The sequence below is a fragment of the Pseudoalteromonas sp. SiA1 genome, assembly GCF_018732205.1.
GTDB classification, from domain to species: Bacteria; Pseudomonadota; Gammaproteobacteria; order Enterobacterales; family Alteromonadaceae; genus Pseudoalteromonas; species Pseudoalteromonas tetraodonis.
On sequence record NZ_CP076084.1, the window covers coordinates 2,034,939 to 2,055,866 of the forward strand.

Genomic DNA, 20,928 nt, shown 5'->3' on the forward strand with positions numbered 1-20,928 from the left:
AAAAATAACCATTTGATTACGTATAAAAGCTAAAAACACCATCGCAATTAAAGCTTACGCTTACGTGAACGTCACCTTGCAGTTATTTGTAAACTTAACCATACACCCTAAAAAAGTATACTACAGCTTAAAATACAGTGGCTTATACACTAATTGCCTACGCAGCATTAACTGGTCTGAGGTGTATAAGTCTTTGCAAAAGTAAAAGTAAATAAAAAAACGAGCACACAGTGCTCGCTTATATGATTGCTTTTTAAGTAAAAATTTACTTCATTTTGCTGTCTAGCTCTTCAATTTTTGCTTTCCAAATAGCAGGGCCTTGGGTGTGAGCATTTGCACCCTCACTGTCAACGGCAACTGTTACTGGCATATCTTCTACTTCAAATTCGTAGATAGCTTCCATACCTAAATCTTCAAAGGCAACAACACGTGCTTTTTTAATAGCTTTAGATACTAAGTATGCCGCACCGCCTACCGCCATCAAATACACTGACTGGTGCTTTTTAATAGACTCAACCGTTGCTGGGCCTCGTTCAGCTTTACCAATCATTCCCACGATGCCGGTTTTTTCTAACATCATGTCGGTAAATTTATCCATACGAGTTGCCGTTGTAGGACCCGCTGGACCTACTGCTTCATCGCCTACTGCATCCACAGGACCAACGTAGTAAATAAACTTGTTATCAAAATCGACACCTTCAGGTAAACCTTCCCCTGAGTTGATCATATCTTGCAGACGCTTATGAGCAGCATCTCGACCCGTTAAAATAGTACCTGAGAGTAAAACGGTTTCACCCATTTTCCATTCTTTAGTGTCTTCTTTAGTAAGAGTATCTAAATTAACACGGCGTGTGCCCTCACCCACTTCGAAAGTCACTTCTGGCCAATCTTCTAATTTAGGTGCTTCTAAATTCGCAGGGCCTGAACCATCAAGAGTAAAGTGAACGTGGCGCGTAGCAGCACAATTTGGGATCATAACCACTGGCTTTGAAGCCGCGTGAGTTGGCGCCGTTTTAATTTTAATATCAACAACCGTGGTTAAACCGCCAAGGCCTTGCGCACCAATACCTAATTTATTCGCACGTTCAAAGATTTCTAAACGCAGCTTTTCTTCTGTTGTTTCTGCGCCGCGCTCAATGAGTTCATGAATATCAACCGGATCCATTAATGACTCTTTGGCCATTACCGCTGCTTTTTCTGCCGTGCCACCAATACCTATGCCTAGCATGCCTGGTGGACACCAACCCGCCCCCATTGTTGGTAACGTTTTTTCTACCCACTCAGCCACATCGTCAGATGGGTTTAACATCACCATTTTACTTTTGTTTTCTGAGCCGCCGCCCTTAGCAGCGACCATCACTTCGACTTTATCGCCTGCAACTAAGTCAATGTGAACCACTGATGGCGTATTATCTTTAGTGTTTTTACGTGTTCCCGCAGGATCTGCAACAATCGATGCACGTAAAGGGTTATCTGGATTTAAGTACGCACGACGCGTTCCCTCATCAACCATTTGTTGTACGGTTAAGTCGGTTTTATCCCAATTAACATCCATCCCTACTTTTACGAAACAAGTGATGATCCCGGTATCCTGACACAGCGGGCGCTTACCTTCTGCCGACATACGCGAGTTAATTAAAATCTGCGCAATCGCATCTTTAGCGGCTTTGCTTTGCTCTTTGTTATACGCTTTTTCTAGCGCTTGAACAAAATCAAGAGGATGGTAAAACGAGATGTATTGCAAGGCATCTTCGATGCTATCAATAAAGTCTTGCTGACGAATTGTACTCATAGTGGTTCCTTAAGTTGTTGTTACGCACGCTGCACGTAAGCTTTATCAAACCCGTGACGGTGGTTCGAACTGTTTTCAACCACAGCGCTCACTAAACGCTGCCAAAAAAATTTGACTTATGATACCCTCCCAGCCCGTTTCGAGCCAGTTATTAAAGGGGTAGTAAATGCTAAACAATAAAAAAAATTGTGTTGAATTAGCCATATCACAAAATTGTTTTGAGGTATTTTCGCATTTTGCTCATTTACCCTACGCTATTTTGCTAGATTCGGGTGATAGCGATCACATAAACAGTCGTTTTGACATGATTGCGATTGACCCCCAGAGCACCCTTGAAGTCGAAAATAATCAAAGCGTTTTTAATAACCAGCCAAACATAAAAAGCTGCTTTGAAATAATGAATAATGAACTGGCAAAGTTAGACAGCACTAAAGCTGCCAACAACTTACCTTTTAATGGTGGCTGGCTGGGTTATTTTGGCTATGACTTAGGCCGTACTATAGAGCAACTTCCAAGCAGCGCTTTACACGACATAAATTTACCGCAAATGGCGGTTGGACTTTACCTCGATGCACTGATTTACGATAAACAACTGCGCACGTGGTTTTATGTTTCGCAGCCCAATGTAGACCGCCTTTGGCTGTATCAACATCATTTAGCGCAACCAACTAAACACGAAAGCTTTTCGCTTACATCACCGTGGCAGTCAAATATGAGTCAGACTAGCTATAGCGAAAAGTTTGCCGCGATTGAAGAATACCTAAAAAGTGGTGATTGCTATCAAATTAACTTAGCGCAGCGTTTTAGTGCGCATTACCAAGGCTCGCCTTGGAGCGCCTATGTTAAATTAACTCAGGCTAATAAAGCGCCTTTTTCTAGTTTTATTAATCATCCCCAGGGCGCTGTTTTGTCAATCTCACCCGAGCGTTTTATTGCAGTACACGACAATAAAGTAGAAACAAAACCCATTAAAGGGACTTTACCTCGCAAAGCAGATGCCCTTGAGGATGCAAAACAAGCGACCTTGCTGGCAAATTCGAGTAAAGACCGCGCCGAAAATGTCATGATAGTGGACCTGCTGCGAAATGATTTAGGAAAAGTCGCTAAACCGGGCTCGGTTATTGTGCCCTCATTATTTGCTATTGAAAGTTTTCCGGCGGTACACCATTTAGTGAGTACGGTCACCTCAACCCTTGATGAGGGTAAAACAGCGGTTGATCAACTGGAAGCTGCGTTTCCCGGTGGTTCAATTACAGGCGCACCAAAAGTCCGTGCCATGGAAATAATAGAAGAACTAGAGCCACATAGACGTAGCATTTATTGTGGCTCTATTGGTTACATTAGTGGCTGCGGCAATATGGATACCAGTATTACTATTCGAACTTTAGTCACACATCAACAACAAATATATTGTTGGGCTGGGGGTGGTATTGTTGCTGATTCAAAAGTCGAATTGGAATATCAAGAAACTTACGATAAAGTAAATAAAATACTTCCTATATTAAATGAAGGTCGCTTTGAATAGTGAAACCATTTCGGCTCGTTTTCAATTAAACCGCAGTTTAGCCGTGGATCAGCTCAAAGATAATAAAAAAAAGCGCGCAAGCGCAGTAATGCTGCCATTGATTGATATAGATAACGAAGCACACATTTTATTGTGTAAGCGACCAACCTACCTTCATCACCACCCTGGGGAGATTTGTTTACCGGGCGGCAAGTTTGAAATTGATGATGTTAACCTACGCACCACCGCACTGCGTGAATTACATGAAGAGCTTAATATTGCCCCGCAAAATGTCCATGTGTTAGGTCAGTTACCTGAATATTCAACCCTGACCGGATTTACTATACGCCCCTTTGTAGGCTTAATTAAAAAAGAAACAGTGTGGGAAAACGACCACAACGAAGTGCAAGCTAGCTTTTTACTCTCTATAAAAGCGCTGAATAACGCGGCTAACTGGCAACCTTTGCCATTTGAACGAGGTGGAAAAATCATTACCTTAAATGGCTTTATCACCCCACATGGGCTTTTGTGGGGAGCCACAGCCAGCATTATTAAAAACTTTACAAAACAACTCGCCATACCAGTTTAAATCTTTACTAATAAGGGTTACACACCTGCGTTTCCACGTTATTATAGTCGACCGTTCAAAGAACAGCTTAATGCTGAGAAAACTAAGTAGAGACACACATTATGATCAGTGCATTTGATATGTTTAGCATTGGTATTGGCCCTTCATCGTCACATACCGTTGGCCCAATGCGTGCATCACGCTTATTTGTTAATGACCTAAACGAACAACAACTATTAGCAAATGTGACCGATGTAAAAGTAGAGCTTTACGGCTCGCTTGGCCAAACAGGTGTTGGCCACGGCTCTGGTAAAGCAGTGATACTTGGCTTAGCAGGGTATGATCCTGAAACCATTGATGCCGATTTAGTGGATGACATACTCGCTAAAATTGAAAAAGAACAGGTTATTTACCTGAACCAAACTCACAAAGCTAAATTCCCTAAGCAGGGCGCGATTGTTTTTCATCGTAGAAAAACACTCCCTAAACATTCCAACGCAATGGAAATTATTGCCTATAACAATGGCGAAAAAGTATATAGCAAAGTTTACTACTCTATTGGTGGCGGATTTATTGTTACGGATGAAGAGTTTGAAAAAGAAAAACAAGCCGCTTTAGATATCCGTGAAGAAAACCCAGCCCCGTTCCCGTTTGGCTCGGCTAAAGAATTACTCGAAATGTGTAAAGAGTCGGGTTACAGCGTATCAACGTTAATGATGAAAAACGAAAAAACGTTACGCAGTGAAGAAGCCATTAAAGATGAGCTATTTAATATTTGGCAAGTAATGAAAGCCTGTATTGAGCGAGGTATGCGCACCGAAGGTATTTTACCTGGCGGATTAAAAGTAAAACGCCGTGCGCCAAGCTTATATTTAAAGCTTAATGTAGAAGTCAGTAACGATCCGCTGCGCGCTATGGACTGGGTTGATTTATTCGCATTGGCTGTAAACGAAGAAAATGCAGCCGGAGGGCGTGTAGTAACTGCACCCACAAATGGCGCAGCCGGAATTTTACCGGCTGTATTAATGTATTATCATACTTTTATTAAAGAAGTAGACCGTGATATTGCTACCCGCTACTTATTAACTGCCGCTGCAATAGGCATTTTATATAAAAAGAATGCCTCTATTTCTGGCGCCGAAGTGGGTTGCCAAGGCGAAGTAGGTGTTGCTTGTTCAATGGCCGCAGGCGCACTTACTGAAATTGTTGGTGGTAACGTTGTACACGTAGAAAATGCCGCTGAAATTGGTATGGAGCATAACTTAGGCTTAACCTGCGACCCTGTAGGAGGCTTAGTGCAAGTGCCGTGTATTGAGCGTAATGCGATGGGGGCTATTAAAGCAATTAATGCGTCGCGCCTGGCTATTCGCGGCAGTGGTGAGCAAAAAGTATCACTAGATAAAGTGATAAAAACCATGCTCGATACGGGCAACGATATGAAAACAAAATACAAAGAAACCGCTCGCGGTGGACTGGCCGTTAATATTATCGAGTGCTAATTAACCTGAACTCTGGTTAAGAGATTTACTAACATATTGAATCAAAATGATATTTATGTTTATTTTCTCAAGCTAGAGATTTTTAGTGAAAACAAGGCGAAATTACGCGTCAATAGCTAGCCTATTGCAAGTAAATTCAACGCAGTTAGCGCTGAAAATAGCTGCTTGAGATGGATTTATTATCCACAGTTCAGGTTAATTACATAGCACAAAAAAAGCCGCTTAGTTGCAAAACTAAGCGGCTTTTCATTGCTGTTTATGGCCGTTACTTTACAGGAAGTTCAATATCAGCAAATAACTTATCAACATCTTCTTGATTTCGCAGTAAACTCGCACGCTCTACTCGCTCTTTAGTTAAATGCGGTGCAAAACGTTCGATAAAGTCATACATGTAGGTGCGTAAAAAGCTGCCCTTTCTAAAACCAATTTTAGTCGTGCTCGCCTCAAATAAATGGCTAGCATCAATGCACACTAAGTCGCTGTCGTTTACCTGATCAATTGCCATAGATGCAACCACACCCACACCTAGCCCTAAACGCACATACGTTTTAATGACATCGGCATCGGTGGCAGTAAATACAATATGTGGCTCTAATCCGTAAGCATTAAATGCTTTGTCGAGCTCCGAACGACCTGTAAAGCCAAATACGTAAGTAATGAGTGGGTATTGGGCTATATCAGCCACAGTTAAATTATCCACTTTTTTCGCAAGGGGATGATCTTTAGCAACCACAATACTACGATTCCAATGGTAGCAAGGCAGCATTACTAAATCTGAATATAAATGAAGCGCTTCTGTGGCAATGGCAAAGTCAGCATCACCGCGAGCGGCTGCATCCGATATTTGCTGTGGTGTACCTTGATGCATATGCAGTGATACCGCAGGGTATTTTTGAGTAAAGCCTTTAATTACACTCGGTAACGCATACCGTGCTTGTGTATGCGTGGTAGCAATATTAAGTTTGCCTTGATCCGGTAAAGTATGTTCATTCGCCACCGCTTTAATACCCTCAACTTTTGAGAGTATTTCGCGTGATATGTTAATGATTTCCTCGCCAGCGCCTGTAACATGAGTTAAATGCTTACCACTGCGGCCAAAAATTTGTACACCGAGCTCATCTTCTAACATACGTACTTGCTTAGAAATACCAGGCTGGGAGGTAAATAAACTCTCAGCCGTAGCTGAAACATTTAATTTATGATTTTGAACTTCTACGATATATCTAAGTTGTTGTAATTTCATGGCTATGTAGTTTCGTTATAATTCACATTGACAGATAAAAGCGCACCCTAACTATAGGTAGCTATATAAAAGGCTGATTAATGTTACATAATATAACAATTAATTTGTTGAAATTTCAGGTTAACACAATAAATAAACTTGAGGTAGCAATGATTATCAGCAATCGAAACATAACATATTAAGATTTAAACGCTTTATGGTGACGCTTTTTTCAGTTAATCTGAGCAAAGTTTCCCACCTTTTATATATTTAATGTAAGATTAGATAATAAGGTTAAGAATTTGAGAATTATAACATGATAGTTTCCATTATAATTGTATTAATTGTTGCACTTATAGTCATTGCACTATGGGTTAGTGCTGTTCAGCAACACAAAGAAAAACAAGAAGCTGAACGACGCAAAGAGTTAACAAAACAAAAAGCAATCATTGAAGAAACCGAAGAAGCATTAATGAATAGCGCCAACATTCCACTTTCAGAGGCAACTCAGCGAATATTACAACGACGAATTCATGATGCGCTCAGTCAAATGGTGTCTATTTCAAGCGGAGGTAGTGGACTAAAAAACCGCTTAAAAGAAGCAAAAGAGCGACTACAAAACCCAATTCAAGACGGTTCAGATGGCTTTGTATTACCAGGCAACGACAAACAACTGATATCGCTGATACAAGGCATTAAAAAGTTACGCACTATTATTCGTTCTGAGCATAATAAAGGCAAAGTAGACAGCCAGGTATTTATTGCAGAAGACAAACGCCTTGAAAAGCTACAACTAAGAATCAACATTGAAAGCCAAATAAAACGAGGGTTATCAGCGCAAACAGCTGGAATGATAGGCTCTGCTAGGCAGTACTTTGAAAAAGCAGCTGCCACACTTAACAGTGTTTCATTTAATGACGATTACATTACGGCAAAACGAGCTGAAGTTGAAGGCTACCTTGAAACGATAAGTAATGAACTCAAGGCATCAAATGCTACATCATTGAAGAAAAAGAACGAACAAGAGCAAGATGATTTAGACGTATTATTTGCACCTAAAAAGAAATGGTAACTCCTTTCTAAATAAAAAAGCCCATGCAGTTGCATGGGCTTTTTTTTGAATAGGATTTTGCCCCACTTTGTGTTTACATACTAAGACATATACGTATTCTAACAAGCTGCCTGCATTAAGATAAAAATGCGAACTTAACAATAAACAAGGCAGTTAAAATCCAAACACTAATGCTTACCTGATCTTTTTTGCCACACAGCACTTTTACTGCCGTATAAGAAATAAAACCAAGTGCAATACCGTGTGCAATTGAGAAAGTCAGCGGTGTCATTAATAATACAACACTCACCGGAATTGCATCAGTCATGTCGTCCCAATTTACAAACTTTAAGTTTTGTAGCATCAATACAGATACATATAAAATAGCTCCCGCGGTTGCGTATGCAGGCACCATTTGAGCTAAAGGCGCAAAAAACATCATCAGTAAAAAGCAGCAACCCACAACCACAGCGGTCAAACCCGTTCGACCACCAACAGATACACCTGCAACAGACTCAATGTATGACGTGGTTGTTGAAGTACCGAGCATTGCACCTGCAATAGTTGCTGTGCTGTCGGCGCTTAATGCACGACCTAAACGCGGCATATTACCGTTTTTATCTGCTAAACCAGCCTTCTGAGTTACCGCAACTAACGTGCCTGAGGTATCAAACAAATCAACGAATAAAAACGCAAAAATAACACTCAACATCGACAGTTCAAACGCGGCACTAAAGTCCAGTTGCATAAAGGTCGGCATGATAGAAGGTGGCATAGCAATAACACCATGATACTCCACTAACCCCATAGACACAGCAATCGCGGTGACTAGTAAAATACTAATCAGTACGCCACTTTTAAAATCGCGATAAAGCAGTGCAGCAATAACAAAAAAGCTGAAAATAGCCAATAAAGGACCTGGCGAGGTAATATCACCCAACTGCACCAGTGTTGCAGGACTTGATACAATAATACCGGCACTTTTAAGTGCGATGAGAGCTAAAAATGCGCCAATACCCGTTGCTATTGCTTGCTTGAGCACCAGAGGGATTGCATTAATAATCCACTCTCGCACCTTAAACAAGCTTAAAATTAAAAATATACACCCTGACATAAATACCGCACCCAACGCAGCTTGCCAGCTATAACCCATACCTAATACAACGCCATAGGTAAAAAATGCATTTAATCCCATACCCGGTGCCAGTGCCAATGGATAATTGGCCCACAAACCCATAATAAAACACCCTATTGCAGCTGCAATACAGGTGGCAACAAAGGCAGCACCTTGGTCCATACCGGCTTCAGCAAGCATAGCTGGGTTAACGAATACGATATAAACCATCGTAATAAATGTAGTCATACCGGCAATACATTCACGGCGAACCGAAGAATCATTTGCACGGATTTTGAATAAGGCTTCGAGCATAATAAACTTGTGGTTGTAAAAAGTGGCGAGATTTTAGCATAAAAATAACTTTTTACAGGACATTTTACCTTGCTATATACTAAACTAGCTAAGTGATTAAAATAACAAACGAAGTAGCATGATCAAAACGACACCAAGTGGCCAAGACTTAGAGCAACAATTAGACAACATTCTTTCTTTTGTAACGCAACCAAGCGATGCAAATCTCCCTGCGAGCTCTAAAAACACCGATCAAGACATATTAAATAAAGCCCTTTATTACCTTAAAAATGAACAAGGCGCCTTAGCCGCAAAATGGATGCGTTTGGCAGCAATGGCAGGAAATTATCGCGCGCAGTTTTATTTAGGGCTGTTTTTTATAAAAGGACAAGGTGTGCCGCAAAGTGTATTTCATGGTGCTGCGTGGCTTAGCTTAGCCGGTAGTCAAGGCTATGAACCCGCCATAGAAGCAATGAGCGATATACGAAAACATATTAGTACCAAACGACTTAAAGATGCTCAATGCTACGCAGCCAGCCTGTATGAACAAATTCATCAGTTACAATTCTCACATTTGATCCCCTCTAGTAGCGAAAAATAATTTCACTGCGCAGCAACTCATTTCATCTGTAAATTAATTAAGCGTTTATAGCCAAAGCAAGCACGCTTAATTAATTTAAACTACTGTATACCCCCTGTTCATCTGTATTTATTTGCTCCCAGCCTTAAAATTAATTCTGTGGGGATTAATTTCCAATAAAAATTAAACCTTTGTTATATATAGATTATTTGTATATTTATAATAACTGTCGCGTTTTAAGATGAATAACTGTACAAAAAAATAGCAAAAAACACTTGCACCAAACAACTGTATAAACTACTGTATGAATGTACTGTATAAAAACCCAGTGAGTGAGAAGATTATGTTACAGCCAATTACCCTAAGAACAGTTAAAAGCTATCAACAAGATGACCAATCAGATTGTGTTAACGTTGTACAAATTGAAGATGAAATTTCAGCAACGTTTGAGTTATTAAAAGTATTACACCAATACAACAGCCTAAACGCATGGACACTGTTAATAGCACCCGATAACGTACCGAGCAAAGCGCTACTTGATTCATGCTCAATTGATACCAGTAAATTGCTGGTTATTCGTCAAAAGCATTTAGTTAATTTAGAGTATGTTTTAAGTTCTGCACTTCACAATGGAAATTTTGCCGCGGTGATCACCTGGACTGACATAATAAATAACCAACAACTGTCGCAGTTATCATTAAACTTGAGCCATACGCGCACTAAGTTGTATTGCTTTAGCAAAAAAAGCGCTCACCCTGAGATTTCACTTACGCAATAAGCTTGATAAACTAGCGTTTTAATACACAGTACATTTATCATGACTTCTAACGCTCTATTATGTTTTTGTAGCAGTCAGCAACCTTATGCTGATTGCTGCGAGCCTTTTCATTTAAAAACCAAACAGCCACACACACCAGAGCAACTTATGCGTGCACGCTACAGTGCTTATGCTGTTAAAAACGCGGTTTTTGTTCGTGAAAGTTATGCAAAAGAAAAACAAGCTGAAAATTCAATTTCAGAAATTAAAGATTTTGCAAATAGTTGCCGTTTTATAAACTTAACCGTATTAGACTCTGGTTATAATGATGAAACAGGATTTGTTACATTTAAAGCTCACTACTTTTATCAAGATTTATATTGCCAGTTAGCAGAAAATTCAAGGTTTATTAAAGAAGATGGACAATGGCGATACCTTGATGGTGAGATTACACCGGTTGCCGATATTAAAGTAAAACGCAATGATACGTGCCCTTGTGGCAGTAATAAAAAATACAAAAAATGTCATAGTGTATAAATAACAGCTACAAAAAATGGGCCACAAGGCCCATTTTCAAAAACTACACTAAACGCAAATTAGCGTTTTATTCGCCATCATCTTCATCGAAATCTTGACGCTGTGCAGGTCTTGCTAAAATCTCTAAGTAAAAAGAAGTTAAACCTTGCTTTTCAATTTCACTGATGTGATTGTTAATTTCAGCAACGTGAACCACTTGGGCTTCTTCAGCCGTGTTGCCAAACTTACAATCGAATGCCCAGTAGTCGGCATCAACAGGTAAAGTTTTATTACGTTCTCTTTTCAAATATTTTTTCACTTCATGCTTTGCAGCATCAACCATACGAGGGTATTTGATTTTCTCATGATTCAGCGTGAATGTTTTCTTCATTACGTTCCTAATTACCTTGGTTTAATGATAATGGCATTTAATGTCATACCATTTGCGCCATTATAGCAATTGCATTTAAATTTTGGATGCTTTTTTTATATTAAATCAGTTATTAAAATAAAGCACCTATAAAACCAATAGTTACTTACTACTATAAACACAGTTTATTACAATCAAATGGCATGTATAAAGCAGCAATTGAACACATATAATTAGGCACTAAACAAATGTAATGGCTGGTGGATAGCTTCATTTTGTAAATCATCATAAAATGCCACCGCATCCATTTGAGGGTTTGATAACTCGGTGTTGGTATTTTTAATTCGTCGACGTACCGCTAATTCACAGTTATCAATGACAGTCAGTGGAATGTGGTTTTTATCATCACGAATATTAAATGGCTCAGGCTTTAAGCACTGAGTTAACTTTATATCACTCATCCCTACAGCGCTTCCCATTTTTGCTAAAAGCTCTGTGTTATTTTTACCAATTAACATATTAAAGGTATCTGGCGCTAATGGCTGCTTTGGACCTGCGCCAAATTGTTTACGCAGAGCATCTTCATCAGCTTGATAATGCTTAGTGTCACTTTTGGGTAGGTGGAATTCACTAAAATCGAGTGCATCGTGAGAGAGCATTGCTAATAAAAATGCAAACTCGCCTCGGCGGTTTTCGTGAACACTTTCGTTAAGCCTCGTTTTTAACTGGCTCTCCGTGATTAACAAATCACCAATCTGCATAGACTTTAGCCTATTTAACTAATTAATAAGTATTTATCGGCTAAATTTGAATTTTCTTTAGCTTTTTTCTTTACTTAAATAAGAAGTTTGCTATTATCTGCCGCGTTGCATTGGAGGGGTTCCCGAGCGGCCAAAGGGATCAGACTGTAAATCTGACGGCTCAGCCTTCGCTGGTTCGAATCCAGCTCCCTCCACCACTTTTCTTAGGCTAAGTTAAGTGGGGCCAAATGCAATAACAATTAGTGTGGAGGGGTTCCCGAGCGGCCAAAGGGATCAGACTGTAAATCTGACGGCTCAGCCTTCGCTGGTTCGAATCCAGCTCCCTCCACCACTTCTCTACCTTATTTCTTTTTATTCAAATACCCACTGTAAACTCATACCATGATTGTTTAACCAGTTACTTGCTTGTTTATAATCTGAATAAAATAATTCCACACGTTGCCAAAATTGAGCGCTGTGATTTAAATATTTTAAATGTGCTAATTCATGAACAATCACGTAGTCAATGACCCATGTCGGTGCACTTGCCAAGTGTAAGTTGAAGGTTACTTCACGCCTGCGATTACAACTACCCCAGCGACGTTTATACAATTGAATACGAATATTACTCGGTAGCTTTTCACCCATCAGCTGACAATAATCGTTAACTCGCATTTCAATATAACTTTCTAATTTCTCATGCAAAAACTGCTCTAGCAAACTTTGATACATTTGCGTTTGATGCTTTACACGTGAAGAAATACTCAGTAACAGCGTTTGGCTTTCATTGTGCTGCTGCCATTGAGTGCGTGCTGCGTTTTCAAATTGCACATTAACAGCTTCATTAAATAATTTAATACTCTGGGTTTTGAGTGGAAACTGTCGTGTATCGGCTTGAATTTGTTGCTTATGTAACTGAGCATCAATCCAGTTCTGTTTACTTAACAGCCATTCATTAATTTGTGTTTTCGTTACAAAATGGGGCGCATATACCGTAAGCTCACGTTGTGCGACTTTGATAGCCACTGTTTTTCTTTGCTTACTTCGCTTTAAAGTGTAATCCAACAATGAATGCTGCCTATTTATAATTAACCACTGGGTTTTATTTTACCTTGTACCATAACGGCTGATCTATAAATAATCCCCACTAAATGCCATTTTAATAACAATGCATTTAGTGCTACTCAATAAATAGTATGGTTTAGAGCTTAAAACACTTACGTTGCTTTTGTAATTTATAACTCAATACCTTGTGATTATTATTGTATTTTATATTAGACTGAATTTAAGAGTTATTATGTGAATGATTGATGTTAGCTAATTTTTTTATAAACGAACCAGATCCAAGCCTAATTATTAATGGTGTATACGACCCAAGTTTAGTGACACTATCTATACTCACCGCAATTTTTGCAGCTTATTTTTCTTTGCACGTTATCGATTTAGCAAATAATACACATTTTAAATCTTATCGAAAGTTAGCCAATATAACCGCAGCCTTAGTCCTTGCCGGAGGGGTCTGGAGCATGCACTTTATTGCTATGCTCGCATTTTCTTTGTGCACTACAATTGAATACGACCCCACACTCACTTTTGTGTCGTTTATACCGGCGTTACTGGCATGTACCATTGCTTTTTCTTGTTTGAAAACATATAGCTCTCACCCTCGTATTATCAATTTAATTCTAAGCTCTCTTTTATTTGGCGCGGGTGTTGGCACCATGCATTACAGCGGTATGGCAGCGATGCAATTAAGTCCTTTACTTCGTTATGATCCAATATGGTTTGGCGCTTCAATTGTTGTTGCAGTGCTGCTGTCTTTTATAAGTCTCTATGCACGTTTTCATTTACCAGCACACTTTAAAAAATTAACGCCTGTGCATAATCGTATTATTTGCGCCCTTATTCTTGGCCTTGCCGTGGCTGGTATGCATTATATGGGCATGGCTGCTACGCGATTTATTGCAACAAGCCCGATAATTAACGAGCAAACAAACCAATCACATCTAACCTTTATTGCTATTAGTGTGTCGTTCGCCACGCTTTTATTAACAGCGGTGGTTGTGATCATCAATGGCATGATCCGTTACAGAATGCTGTTGGGGAAAAAATCAGCTGAAGAGTCTCGCCTTGATGCTATTTTATCAACTGCCATTGACGGCATCGTTACTATCAATATTAAAGGCACTATTTTGAGCTTTAATAAAGCCGCAGAAACAATTTTTGGCTGGCAAGATAATGAGGTCATTGGCCAGAATGTAAAAATATTAATGGCTGATGATATTGCTAATCAACACGATGCTTTTTTAAAAAATACAACAAACCATGAGGTAAAACGTGTTATTGGTGTTAATCGCGATGTGTGGGCAAAACATAAAAATGGTCATCAATTTCCAATTCGCTTAGGGATTGGTGAAGTAAAGCAATTACAAACTGAAACATTGTTTGTGGGCTTTATTACCGATTTAACTGAGCAAAAAGCATTACAACAAAGCTTAATTGAAAAAGAGCGACAATATCGTACCTTGATGAACAATATGCCCGGTGTTGTATTTCGCTGCTTGTTAGATGAACACTGGAGTATGTTGTTTATAAGCCCAAGCGTCTATGAACTAACGGGTTATCGCGCTGAAGAGTTTACTGAGCAGCGTATTACCTTTGCCGAGCTGATTGTTAAAGAAGATGAAGCGGCTATTTCTTTAGCCATTGATCAAGCGGTTGCATCAACCAATCAATACTCAATTGAATACCGCATTCGCCATCGCAACGGCAATATTATTTGGGTACTGGATCAAGCAAGTATTGTCACAGGCTCTAAAAATGATGCCCGCTGGGTTGATGGCGTTTTGGTTGATATAACCAAACGCTATGAATATGAGCAAAGCTTAAAACAAGCTAAATACGAGGCTGAAGTAGCCGCGCAAGCTAAACAGTCTTTTATGGCAAATATGAGTCATGAGATACGTACCCCCATGAATGCAATTATTGGCTTTAGTGATATTTTGATAGATAGCCCGCTTAATAAAGATCAACAGAAGCAAATAATTACTGTTAATAACGCCGCGCGTTCTTTGTTGCACTTACTTAACGATATCCTCGACTCAGCAAAGTTAGAAAAAGGTAAACTCGAAATTCAAAATGTACATTTTAACTTGCAAGAATTACTCGACAATATTGTGTCGACATTTTGGCTGGATGCAAAACGTAAAGACCTAAAACTCAATTTAAAAATAGCTGACAATGTGAATCCATTTTATTTTGGTGACGATACGCGTTTACGCCAAGTGCTAACCAATTTAATCGGCAATGCGATAAAGTTTACCGAACGAGGCCATGTTACTTTGTCGGTTACTCATAACCCCAATCATCCTATTTTATTTGAAGTACAAGACACAGGTATAGGTATTGAAAAAGATCGTCTTGAGGCTATCTTTAAACCTTTTGAGCAAGCAGACGGCACCACAACTCGCCGATTTGGTGGCACAGGGCTTGGAACAACGATTAGTAAACAGCTGGTTGAGTTAATGGGTGGCCATATATATGCACAAAGTACCCTTGGCCAAGGTAGCTGCTTTTGCTTTACTGTCGCGCTTGAAAAAGGCGAGAAAAGTCAGGTACAGACCATTAGTAAAAACGTATTTAATTTACCAACATTAAAAATCTTAGTGGTCGATGACATTGAACAAAATATTGAGCTACTCACCATTATGCTCTCACAAGCTGGGCATCAGGTAAGAAAGGCTAATAATGGCTTTGAGGCCATTGAAATATTTAATCAACATCGCTTTGATATTATTTTAATGGATATTCATATGCCTAAATGCGATGGGATCAGTGCTACGGCATCAATTCGCTCTTTAGAGCAGCAAAAGCAACTAGAGCAAACCCCAATAATTGCTTTAACGGCCAGTGTGCTACAGCAAGACAAGCTAACAGCCAAACAAGCGGGTATGAATGGATTTACAACTAAACCCGTTGACATAAACCAGCTCAACTACGAAATAGCAAGAGTGCTTGGGCTTGCTATAAGCCAGTTAGAAACTGCAGATCCGATTAACTCAAAACTCCGTATAGATTTAGCTAAAGGTGAGAAAATGTGGGGCAGTAAAGAAAAGCACCTCAAAGAAGTCGCGCTCTTTTTAGCTCAGCATCAAAATAGTATGCAAACCTTAGCGGCCATTAAGCTAAACGATAAACATCATGCTCATATTTTGCATAATTTAAAAGGTCTTGCCGGTAATTTAGCGCTCAATAATTTATCTTACTTAATTACGCAAGCTGAAAAACAACGTGATATAACAAGTTATACTCAGTGCATATTAAAATGTCAGCAAGAGTGGCAGCAGCTAGCAGATGAATTATCACACTTACACATTGCTTTTAAAGAGAATAAATTACAAAAAGTAACCGTGTCAAATGCTGAATTTATTCACCAATTAACGCTTTTACTTAGCCAAGCTAAACGAGCAGAGTTGGACGATACGTTATTAAGTTATATTGAGAAAATAACACCAGAACAGCATAAAAATGCTATTTTAAGCATTTGTGAACAGTTTAATGAATTTGAATTTGATAATGCAAAAATAGAGCTCAATGCATTATTAACCACACTTAATAATTAGCTCTTCTGAGGACGACGATGGCTCAATCTATAAATCAGGCGCGAATATTAATCGTCGATGATGAACCTGCAAATTTAAAAGTAATGCGCGAGGTTTTAGCGAGTAACTACCGTTTGTCGTTCGCTAAATCGGGGCCATTAGCACTGCAATTAATTGAAAACGATCCACCGAACCTCATTTTACTTGATGTTATGATGCCAGATATGAATGGCTTTGAAGTGTGCAAAATTTTAAAAGCTAATCCTAAAACCGCACACATTCCGGTCATTTTTGTCACCGCACTCACGCAAGAACAAGATGAATCGGAAGGGTTTTCGCTAGGTGCGGTTGACTATATAACCAAACCTATTAGCCCTGCGATAGTAAAGGCAAGGGTAAAAACTCATCTTTCTTTAGTACAAGCCGAGCAACTAAAACAAGCACATGTAGATTTAGTTGAGCGATTGGGTCGCGCGGCAGAGTACAAAGATACCGATACGGGTGAACATATTGCTCGAATGAGTCAATACAGCAAGGTACTTGCTTTAGCGCTAGGAATGAATGAACAACACGCTGAGTTATTACGCCAAGCTGCACCAATGCACGATGTCGGAAAAATAGGCATTCCTGATTCAATATTATTAAAACCAGGAAAATTAACTCCAGACGAATTTGCACACATGAAGGAGCATGCTGCTATAGGAGCTAAAATATTGGCCAACTCACCCTCCCCTTTGTTGCAACTTGCCCACGTACTGGCAATTGAACATCATGAGAAATGGGATGGCACAGGCTATCCTAATGGATTGAAAGGCGAAGAAATTTCGATTGAGGGACGGATTGTGGCGATTGCTGATGTATTTGATGCACTCACATCAAAACGTCCTTATAAAGAGCCGTGGAGCATTGAGCAAACAATAGAACATATGCAGCACCAAGCGGGAAAACATTTTGACCCACATCTAGTTGAGCTTTTTATTGGTCAGATAGACGCTGTTCTAGCGATAAAAAAGGCTCATCAAGAACGCGATTAAATCGTCTCTTTTTTGAACAAATATTACTGCACAAAGTTCAACAGGACCTAGCCTCTTTTGGCATTGTGAGAGCCTAACGCTACAGCTGGAAAATGCTGTTTTATAATGCGGTAGTCATGGGAAGTGATCTCATGGCTATTCCCACTGTTATCTTTAAAATACATAGAAAAAGTCACGCCATGATCAGCCAGTATCGTTTTAATTTCAAGCTGCTCAAAATGTGCTAACCACGCTATAAATTGCTCACCGGTTGCAGCAAAAGCGATTCCTTTACTTCGCCCTGGCGCCTCAAATAAAGCTAAACGTGTCGATCCGTTTTCATCTTCAAGCGTTAAAGGGCCTTTGCCTTCTTCATTCCAAAATGCTAATTCCTCTACTACAGTAAAACCAAGCACCTTTTCATACCAATCAACGGCTTGGGTGAGGCTTTGAACATTTAAATGACAATGATCAATACCGCTCAATTTTGGCCTCACTGTCTTACCCTCCAATTTCAGATTTTAACTGCTCTAAAAAGTCATACATATAATCTGTTCTTCTAAGTGCTTCAGCTTTAGCTGAAGGTGTATTCATACTTTTTGCAATATGCAGCAACTTTATAAAAAAATGATCTAAGGTGTACTGTTTATCATCAGGTTCACGCTCTAAACAAAATGGATCATTAGGATTGTATAAAAGTCGGCTTATTGAGCCCCCCACTTTCATACAACGACTAACACCAATAGCCCCTAAAGCATCCATTCTGTCAGCATCTTGTACAATCTGTGCTTCAACGGTTTTAATAGCAATATTGGCGCTAAAACTATGCGCGGCAATAGCATGGTGAATATCATCAAATAGCGCTTCATCATAGCCAATAGACGCTAAAAAACTAATCGCTTTATCGGCAGCCATCGTTGAAGCTTTTGCCCTATCGGGATGGTTTTTTGCTACGGCCACACAATCATGTAACCACGCAGCAGGTAAAACAACATTCATATTGGCTTTTTCAGCAGTGCATAATTTAACTGCGACACGGACAACGCGTTCAATATGAGTGATATCATGGGCTACATCAGCATGGATAAGCGCTGTTATAAATTCTCTGCATTGCTGATCAAGTTGCTTTAATGAAGGGCTAAGGGCTAAATTGTTCACCGAGCTTCCAAAAATCTATTTAAACGAGGTTATATCCCCTACTTTAACGCGATTTATAAGGCCCTTGCAAAACATTCATTGTATGTTGCGCGTGGCTTGACTAAAATACAGCGCTTATTTATTACTACAGAGAAGCCCTATGTCATCTGCCGTTTACCTGCAAGCTGGTCGCGATAAATCATTAAAAAGAAAACACCCTTGGTTATTTTCTAAAGCCATCAAAAAAATTAAAGGTAAACCTGGATTAGGTGACACGGTAACCATACACGACAGTGAAGGTAAGTTTTTAGCCACCGCGGCTTACAGCCCGCATTCACAAATTCGCGCGCGCGTATGGAGCTTTGATGAAAAAGAAGTCATAGATCAACATTTTTTCGAGCGTCGCCTACGTCGTGCTTTAGAAGCTCGCAGTCATGCGATTGAAGAAGGTGGACTGACCGGTTTTAGGCTTTGCGCCGCTGAATCAGATTATTTACCGGGTGTTACCATAGATAAATTTGATAACACCTTGGTTTGTCAGTTACTCAGTGCCGGTGCTGAGCGCCACAAAGGTGAAATTGTTGGCGCATTAATGGCTATTTTCCCAGGCTCAAATATTTATGAGCGCTCAGATGTAGATGTGCGCACTAAAGAAGGCTTGGAGCCAATTAAAGGAGTGCTTTGGGGTAATGAACCCACAGCGCCAGTTATCATTGAAGAAAATGGTTTAAAAATTGAAGTTGATATTCTTGAAGGCCATAAAACCGGCTTTTATTTAGATCAACGTGATAGCCGTGCTGCGCTGGAGCGTTTTTCAAAAGATAAAACCGTATTAAATTGCTTTAGTTATACGGGGACGTTTTCTCTTTATGCCCTGCGTGGTGGCTGTAAGCATGTAACCAATGTCGATGTTTCACAACCAGCTCTTGATACAGCAAAGCGCAATGTTGAACATAACAACCTTGATTTAAATAAAGTCGACTTTGTAAAACAAGATGTATTTAAGTTATTGCGCCAATACCGTGAAGACGGCGTGATGTTTGATACGATTGTGATGGATCCGCCTAAATTTGCTGATAATAAAGCGCAGTTAACTGGGGCGTGTCGGGGTTACAAAGATATTAATATGATTGCGATGCAAATATTAAAACCAGGCGGCACACTGCTTACTTTCTCATGCTCTGGTTTAATGGAACAAAATTTGTTTCAAAAAGTGGTTGCAGATGCAGCACTTGATGCAGGTAAAGATTTACTGATCATGGAGCGCTTAAATCAAGCAGCTGACCACCCTATTGCGGGCAGCTACCCTGAAGGCTTTTATCTTAAAGGCCTTATTTGTAAGGTTTACTAAACACTAATTTTAGTTAAACTCAATAATTTCTAGCCCTGCGGTTATCGTGCCATCCTCTTCTGTGCTGGCACGTATCACCTTTGCAGTGGCTTTTAACGGTGCAATGCTTGGATGGGTTGATGCAATATCAACCGATAAAATTGAGTTAAGCTCTAATAAATCATCGAGCTGCAAGGAGAGCCCTGTTGCACTTAAGTCAAGGCAGGTGCCTGTGTAACTTAGTCCTGCGACGGGCTCAATCGAGGTTAACTTAGCGGGTGTGTTAACCTGCATACGTCTGTAGTTTCGCTTATCTTCAGTAAACATAATTCCCTCTACACAATATTATTAATTTTTTCTCGTAGTACGGCGATAGAAAAAGGTTTTACAACGTAAGCATCACACCCTGAGTCAAAGCCTGCTTGTTGCTCAAGCTCTGACTCAAGTCCTGATATCATCACCACCGGAATGTGTTTTGTCTCTGGCGTATGTTTAAGTAGGCGACAGGTATCATAACCATCAAGCCCCGGCATACATACATCAAGCAAAATAATATCAGGCGGATTAGCAATGGCAGATGCTAAACAACTTTTACCAGAATCAGCATAGCTTAAATCAAATGTTGATGCTAACCCTGCTTTGAGTATTTCAAAATTGAAATACTCATCATCAACCACTAACAATTGTCGCGCTTGGTGTTTTAGTAATGAGGACATAGCAATGTCATTTCCTTCTCAAGTTAGTCCCTTAGGGTCTGTTGACCGTTCAAGGTTGAATTTGCAGTAGCCTGTTTGGTATTTAGGCAAGGCAGAGCCTATGTGGTGTGGTTTTTACTTAGCC

20 protein-coding genes and 2 tRNA genes are annotated in these 20,928 nt (G+C 39.8%); 12 read left to right on the forward strand and 10 right to left on the reverse strand.

Going from position 1 to position 20,928, the window contains the following annotated elements; genetic code table 11:
* Window positions 1–265: 265 nt before the first annotated feature.
* Window positions 266–1,792: a fumarate hydratase gene (locus KK487_RS09320; RefSeq protein WP_138562907.1), complete on the reverse strand. Its 1,527-nt coding sequence runs from the start codon at window positions 1,790–1,792 to the stop codon at window positions 266–268.
* Between the two features lie 166 nt (window positions 1,793–1,958).
* Here KK487_RS09320 and pabB point away from each other — a divergent pair, with 166 nt between their 5' ends.
* The 3 genes from pabB (at window position 1,959) to KK487_RS09335 (ending at window position 5,363) form a co-directional block, all read left to right on the forward strand.
* Window positions 1,959–3,317: an aminodeoxychorismate synthase component I gene (pabB, locus tag KK487_RS09325; RefSeq protein WP_138686811.1), complete on the forward strand. Its 1,359-nt coding sequence runs from the start codon at window positions 1,959–1,961 to the stop codon at window positions 3,315–3,317.
* Window positions 3,310–3,885, forward strand: a complete 576-nt coding sequence (locus KK487_RS09330; protein WP_008112778.1) for an NUDIX hydrolase — start codon at window positions 3,310–3,312, stop codon at window positions 3,883–3,885. The genes pabB and KK487_RS09330 overlap by 8 nt, the downstream gene beginning before the upstream one ends.
* A 101-nt stretch (window positions 3,886–3,986) precedes the next feature.
* Window positions 3,987–5,363: an L-serine ammonia-lyase gene (locus tag KK487_RS09335; RefSeq protein WP_008112780.1), complete on the forward strand. Its 1,377-nt coding sequence runs from the start codon at window positions 3,987–3,989 to the stop codon at window positions 5,361–5,363.
* Between the two features lie 265 nt (window positions 5,364–5,628).
* Here KK487_RS09335 and cysB read toward each other — a convergent pair whose 3' ends face one another.
* Window positions 5,629–6,606: an HTH-type transcriptional regulator CysB gene (gene cysB, locus KK487_RS09340; protein ID WP_008466190.1), complete on the reverse strand. Its 978-nt coding sequence runs from the start codon at window positions 6,604–6,606 to the stop codon at window positions 5,629–5,631.
* Window positions 6,607–6,901: 295 nt separating this feature from the next.
* Between cysB and KK487_RS09345 the strand changes: the two genes are divergently transcribed.
* Window positions 6,902–7,657 (forward strand): hypothetical protein, encoded by a 756-nt coding sequence (locus KK487_RS09345; RefSeq protein WP_013465225.1) that lies wholly within the window; start codon window positions 6,902–6,904, stop codon window positions 7,655–7,657.
* 115 nt (window positions 7,658–7,772) lie between these two features.
* Here KK487_RS09345 and KK487_RS09350 read toward each other — a convergent pair whose 3' ends face one another.
* Entirely contained in the window at window positions 7,773–9,065 is a 1,293-nt protein-coding gene (locus KK487_RS09350; RefSeq protein ID WP_008113045.1) for an NCS2 family permease, read from the reverse strand.
* Between the two features lie 118 nt (window positions 9,066–9,183).
* On the opposite strand from KK487_RS09350, the gene KK487_RS09355 reads away from it, so the two are divergent.
* The 3 genes from KK487_RS09355 to KK487_RS09365 all read left to right on the forward strand — a co-directional run bounded on the left by KK487_RS09355 (window position 9,184) and on the right by KK487_RS09365 (window position 10,918).
* Window positions 9,184–9,645 (forward strand): SEL1-like repeat protein, encoded by a 462-nt coding sequence (locus tag KK487_RS09355; RefSeq protein ID WP_036954326.1) that lies wholly within the window; start codon window positions 9,184–9,186, stop codon window positions 9,643–9,645.
* 322 nt (window positions 9,646–9,967) lie between these two features.
* Entirely contained in the window at window positions 9,968–10,402 is a 435-nt protein-coding gene (locus KK487_RS09360) for a SulA-like leucine-rich domain-containing protein (protein ID WP_024601139.1), read from the forward strand.
* A 39-nt stretch (window positions 10,403–10,441) separates the two neighbouring features.
* A complete protein-coding gene (locus KK487_RS09365) occupies window positions 10,442–10,918 on the forward strand; it encodes a YchJ family protein (protein ID WP_036954321.1) in 477 nt (158 codons plus the stop codon).
* Between the two features lie 67 nt (window positions 10,919–10,985).
* Here KK487_RS09365 and KK487_RS09370 read toward each other — a convergent pair whose 3' ends face one another.
* Together KK487_RS09370 and KK487_RS09375 are read right to left on the reverse strand one after the other, a co-directional pair.
* Complete coding sequence (locus KK487_RS09370) at window positions 10,986–11,288, reverse strand: DUF6172 family protein (protein ID WP_008113037.1); 303 nt, start codon at window positions 11,286–11,288, stop codon at window positions 10,986–10,988.
* Window positions 11,289–11,500: 212 nt separating this feature from the next.
* Complete coding sequence (locus tag KK487_RS09375) at window positions 11,501–12,028, reverse strand: VC2046/SO_2500 family protein (protein ID WP_036954318.1); 528 nt, start codon at window positions 12,026–12,028, stop codon at window positions 11,501–11,503.
* Window positions 12,029–12,140: 112 nt separating this feature from the next.
* On the opposite strand from KK487_RS09375, the gene KK487_RS09380 reads away from it, so the two are divergent.
* Window positions 12,141–12,225 (forward strand) — tRNA-Tyr (locus KK487_RS09380).
* A gap of 49 nt (window positions 12,226–12,274) precedes the next feature.
* Window positions 12,275–12,359, forward strand: a tRNA-Tyr gene (locus tag KK487_RS09385).
* A gap of 20 nt (window positions 12,360–12,379) precedes the next feature.
* On the opposite strand, the gene KK487_RS09390 is transcribed toward KK487_RS09385, so the two are convergent.
* Complete coding sequence (locus tag KK487_RS09390) at window positions 12,380–13,072, reverse strand: M48 family metallopeptidase (protein ID WP_036954315.1); 693 nt, start codon at window positions 13,070–13,072, stop codon at window positions 12,380–12,382.
* 245 nt (window positions 13,073–13,317) lie between these two features.
* Here KK487_RS09390 and KK487_RS09395 point away from each other — a divergent pair, with 245 nt between their 5' ends.
* Window positions 13,318–16,629 carry a PAS domain S-box protein gene (locus KK487_RS09395; RefSeq protein WP_036954312.1) on the forward strand — a complete coding sequence of 1,104 codons (3,312 nt, stop codon included), beginning with the start codon at window positions 13,318–13,320 and terminating at the stop codon, window positions 16,627–16,629.
* Between the two features lie 17 nt (window positions 16,630–16,646).
* On the forward strand, window positions 16,647–17,642 hold the full coding sequence (locus tag KK487_RS09400) for a response regulator (protein WP_036954309.1): 996 nt from the start codon (window positions 16,647–16,649) through the stop codon (window positions 17,640–17,642).
* 47 nt (window positions 17,643–17,689) lie between these two features.
* On the opposite strand, the gene KK487_RS09405 is transcribed toward KK487_RS09400, so the two are convergent.
* Together KK487_RS09405 and KK487_RS09410 are read right to left on the reverse strand one after the other, a co-directional pair.
* Window positions 17,690–18,118: a VOC family protein gene (locus KK487_RS09405; protein WP_232311316.1), complete on the reverse strand. Its 429-nt coding sequence runs from the start codon at window positions 18,116–18,118 to the stop codon at window positions 17,690–17,692.
* Window positions 18,119–18,122: 4 nt separating this feature from the next.
* Window positions 18,123–18,779, reverse strand: coding sequence for an HD domain-containing protein (locus KK487_RS09410; protein ID WP_028835036.1), 657 nt, complete (start codon window positions 18,777–18,779; stop codon window positions 18,123–18,125).
* 139 nt (window positions 18,780–18,918) lie between these two features.
* Here KK487_RS09410 and KK487_RS09415 point away from each other — a divergent pair, with 139 nt between their 5' ends.
* On the forward strand, window positions 18,919–20,109 hold the full coding sequence (locus KK487_RS09415) for a class I SAM-dependent methyltransferase (RefSeq protein ID WP_013465236.1): 1,191 nt from the start codon (window positions 18,919–18,921) through the stop codon (window positions 20,107–20,109).
* Window positions 20,110–20,118: 9 nt separating this feature from the next.
* Here the strand turns inward: KK487_RS09415 and KK487_RS09420 are convergent, their stop codons facing one another.
* Both KK487_RS09420 and KK487_RS09425 read right to left on the reverse strand, forming a co-directional pair.
* A complete protein-coding gene (locus KK487_RS09420; RefSeq protein ID WP_013465237.1) occupies window positions 20,119–20,415 on the reverse strand; it encodes a PilZ domain-containing protein in 297 nt (98 codons plus the stop codon).
* 8 nt (window positions 20,416–20,423) lie between these two features.
* Complete coding sequence (locus tag KK487_RS09425) at window positions 20,424–20,804, reverse strand: response regulator (protein WP_036954303.1); 381 nt, start codon at window positions 20,802–20,804, stop codon at window positions 20,424–20,426.
* Window positions 20,805–20,928: the final 124 nt, after the last annotated feature.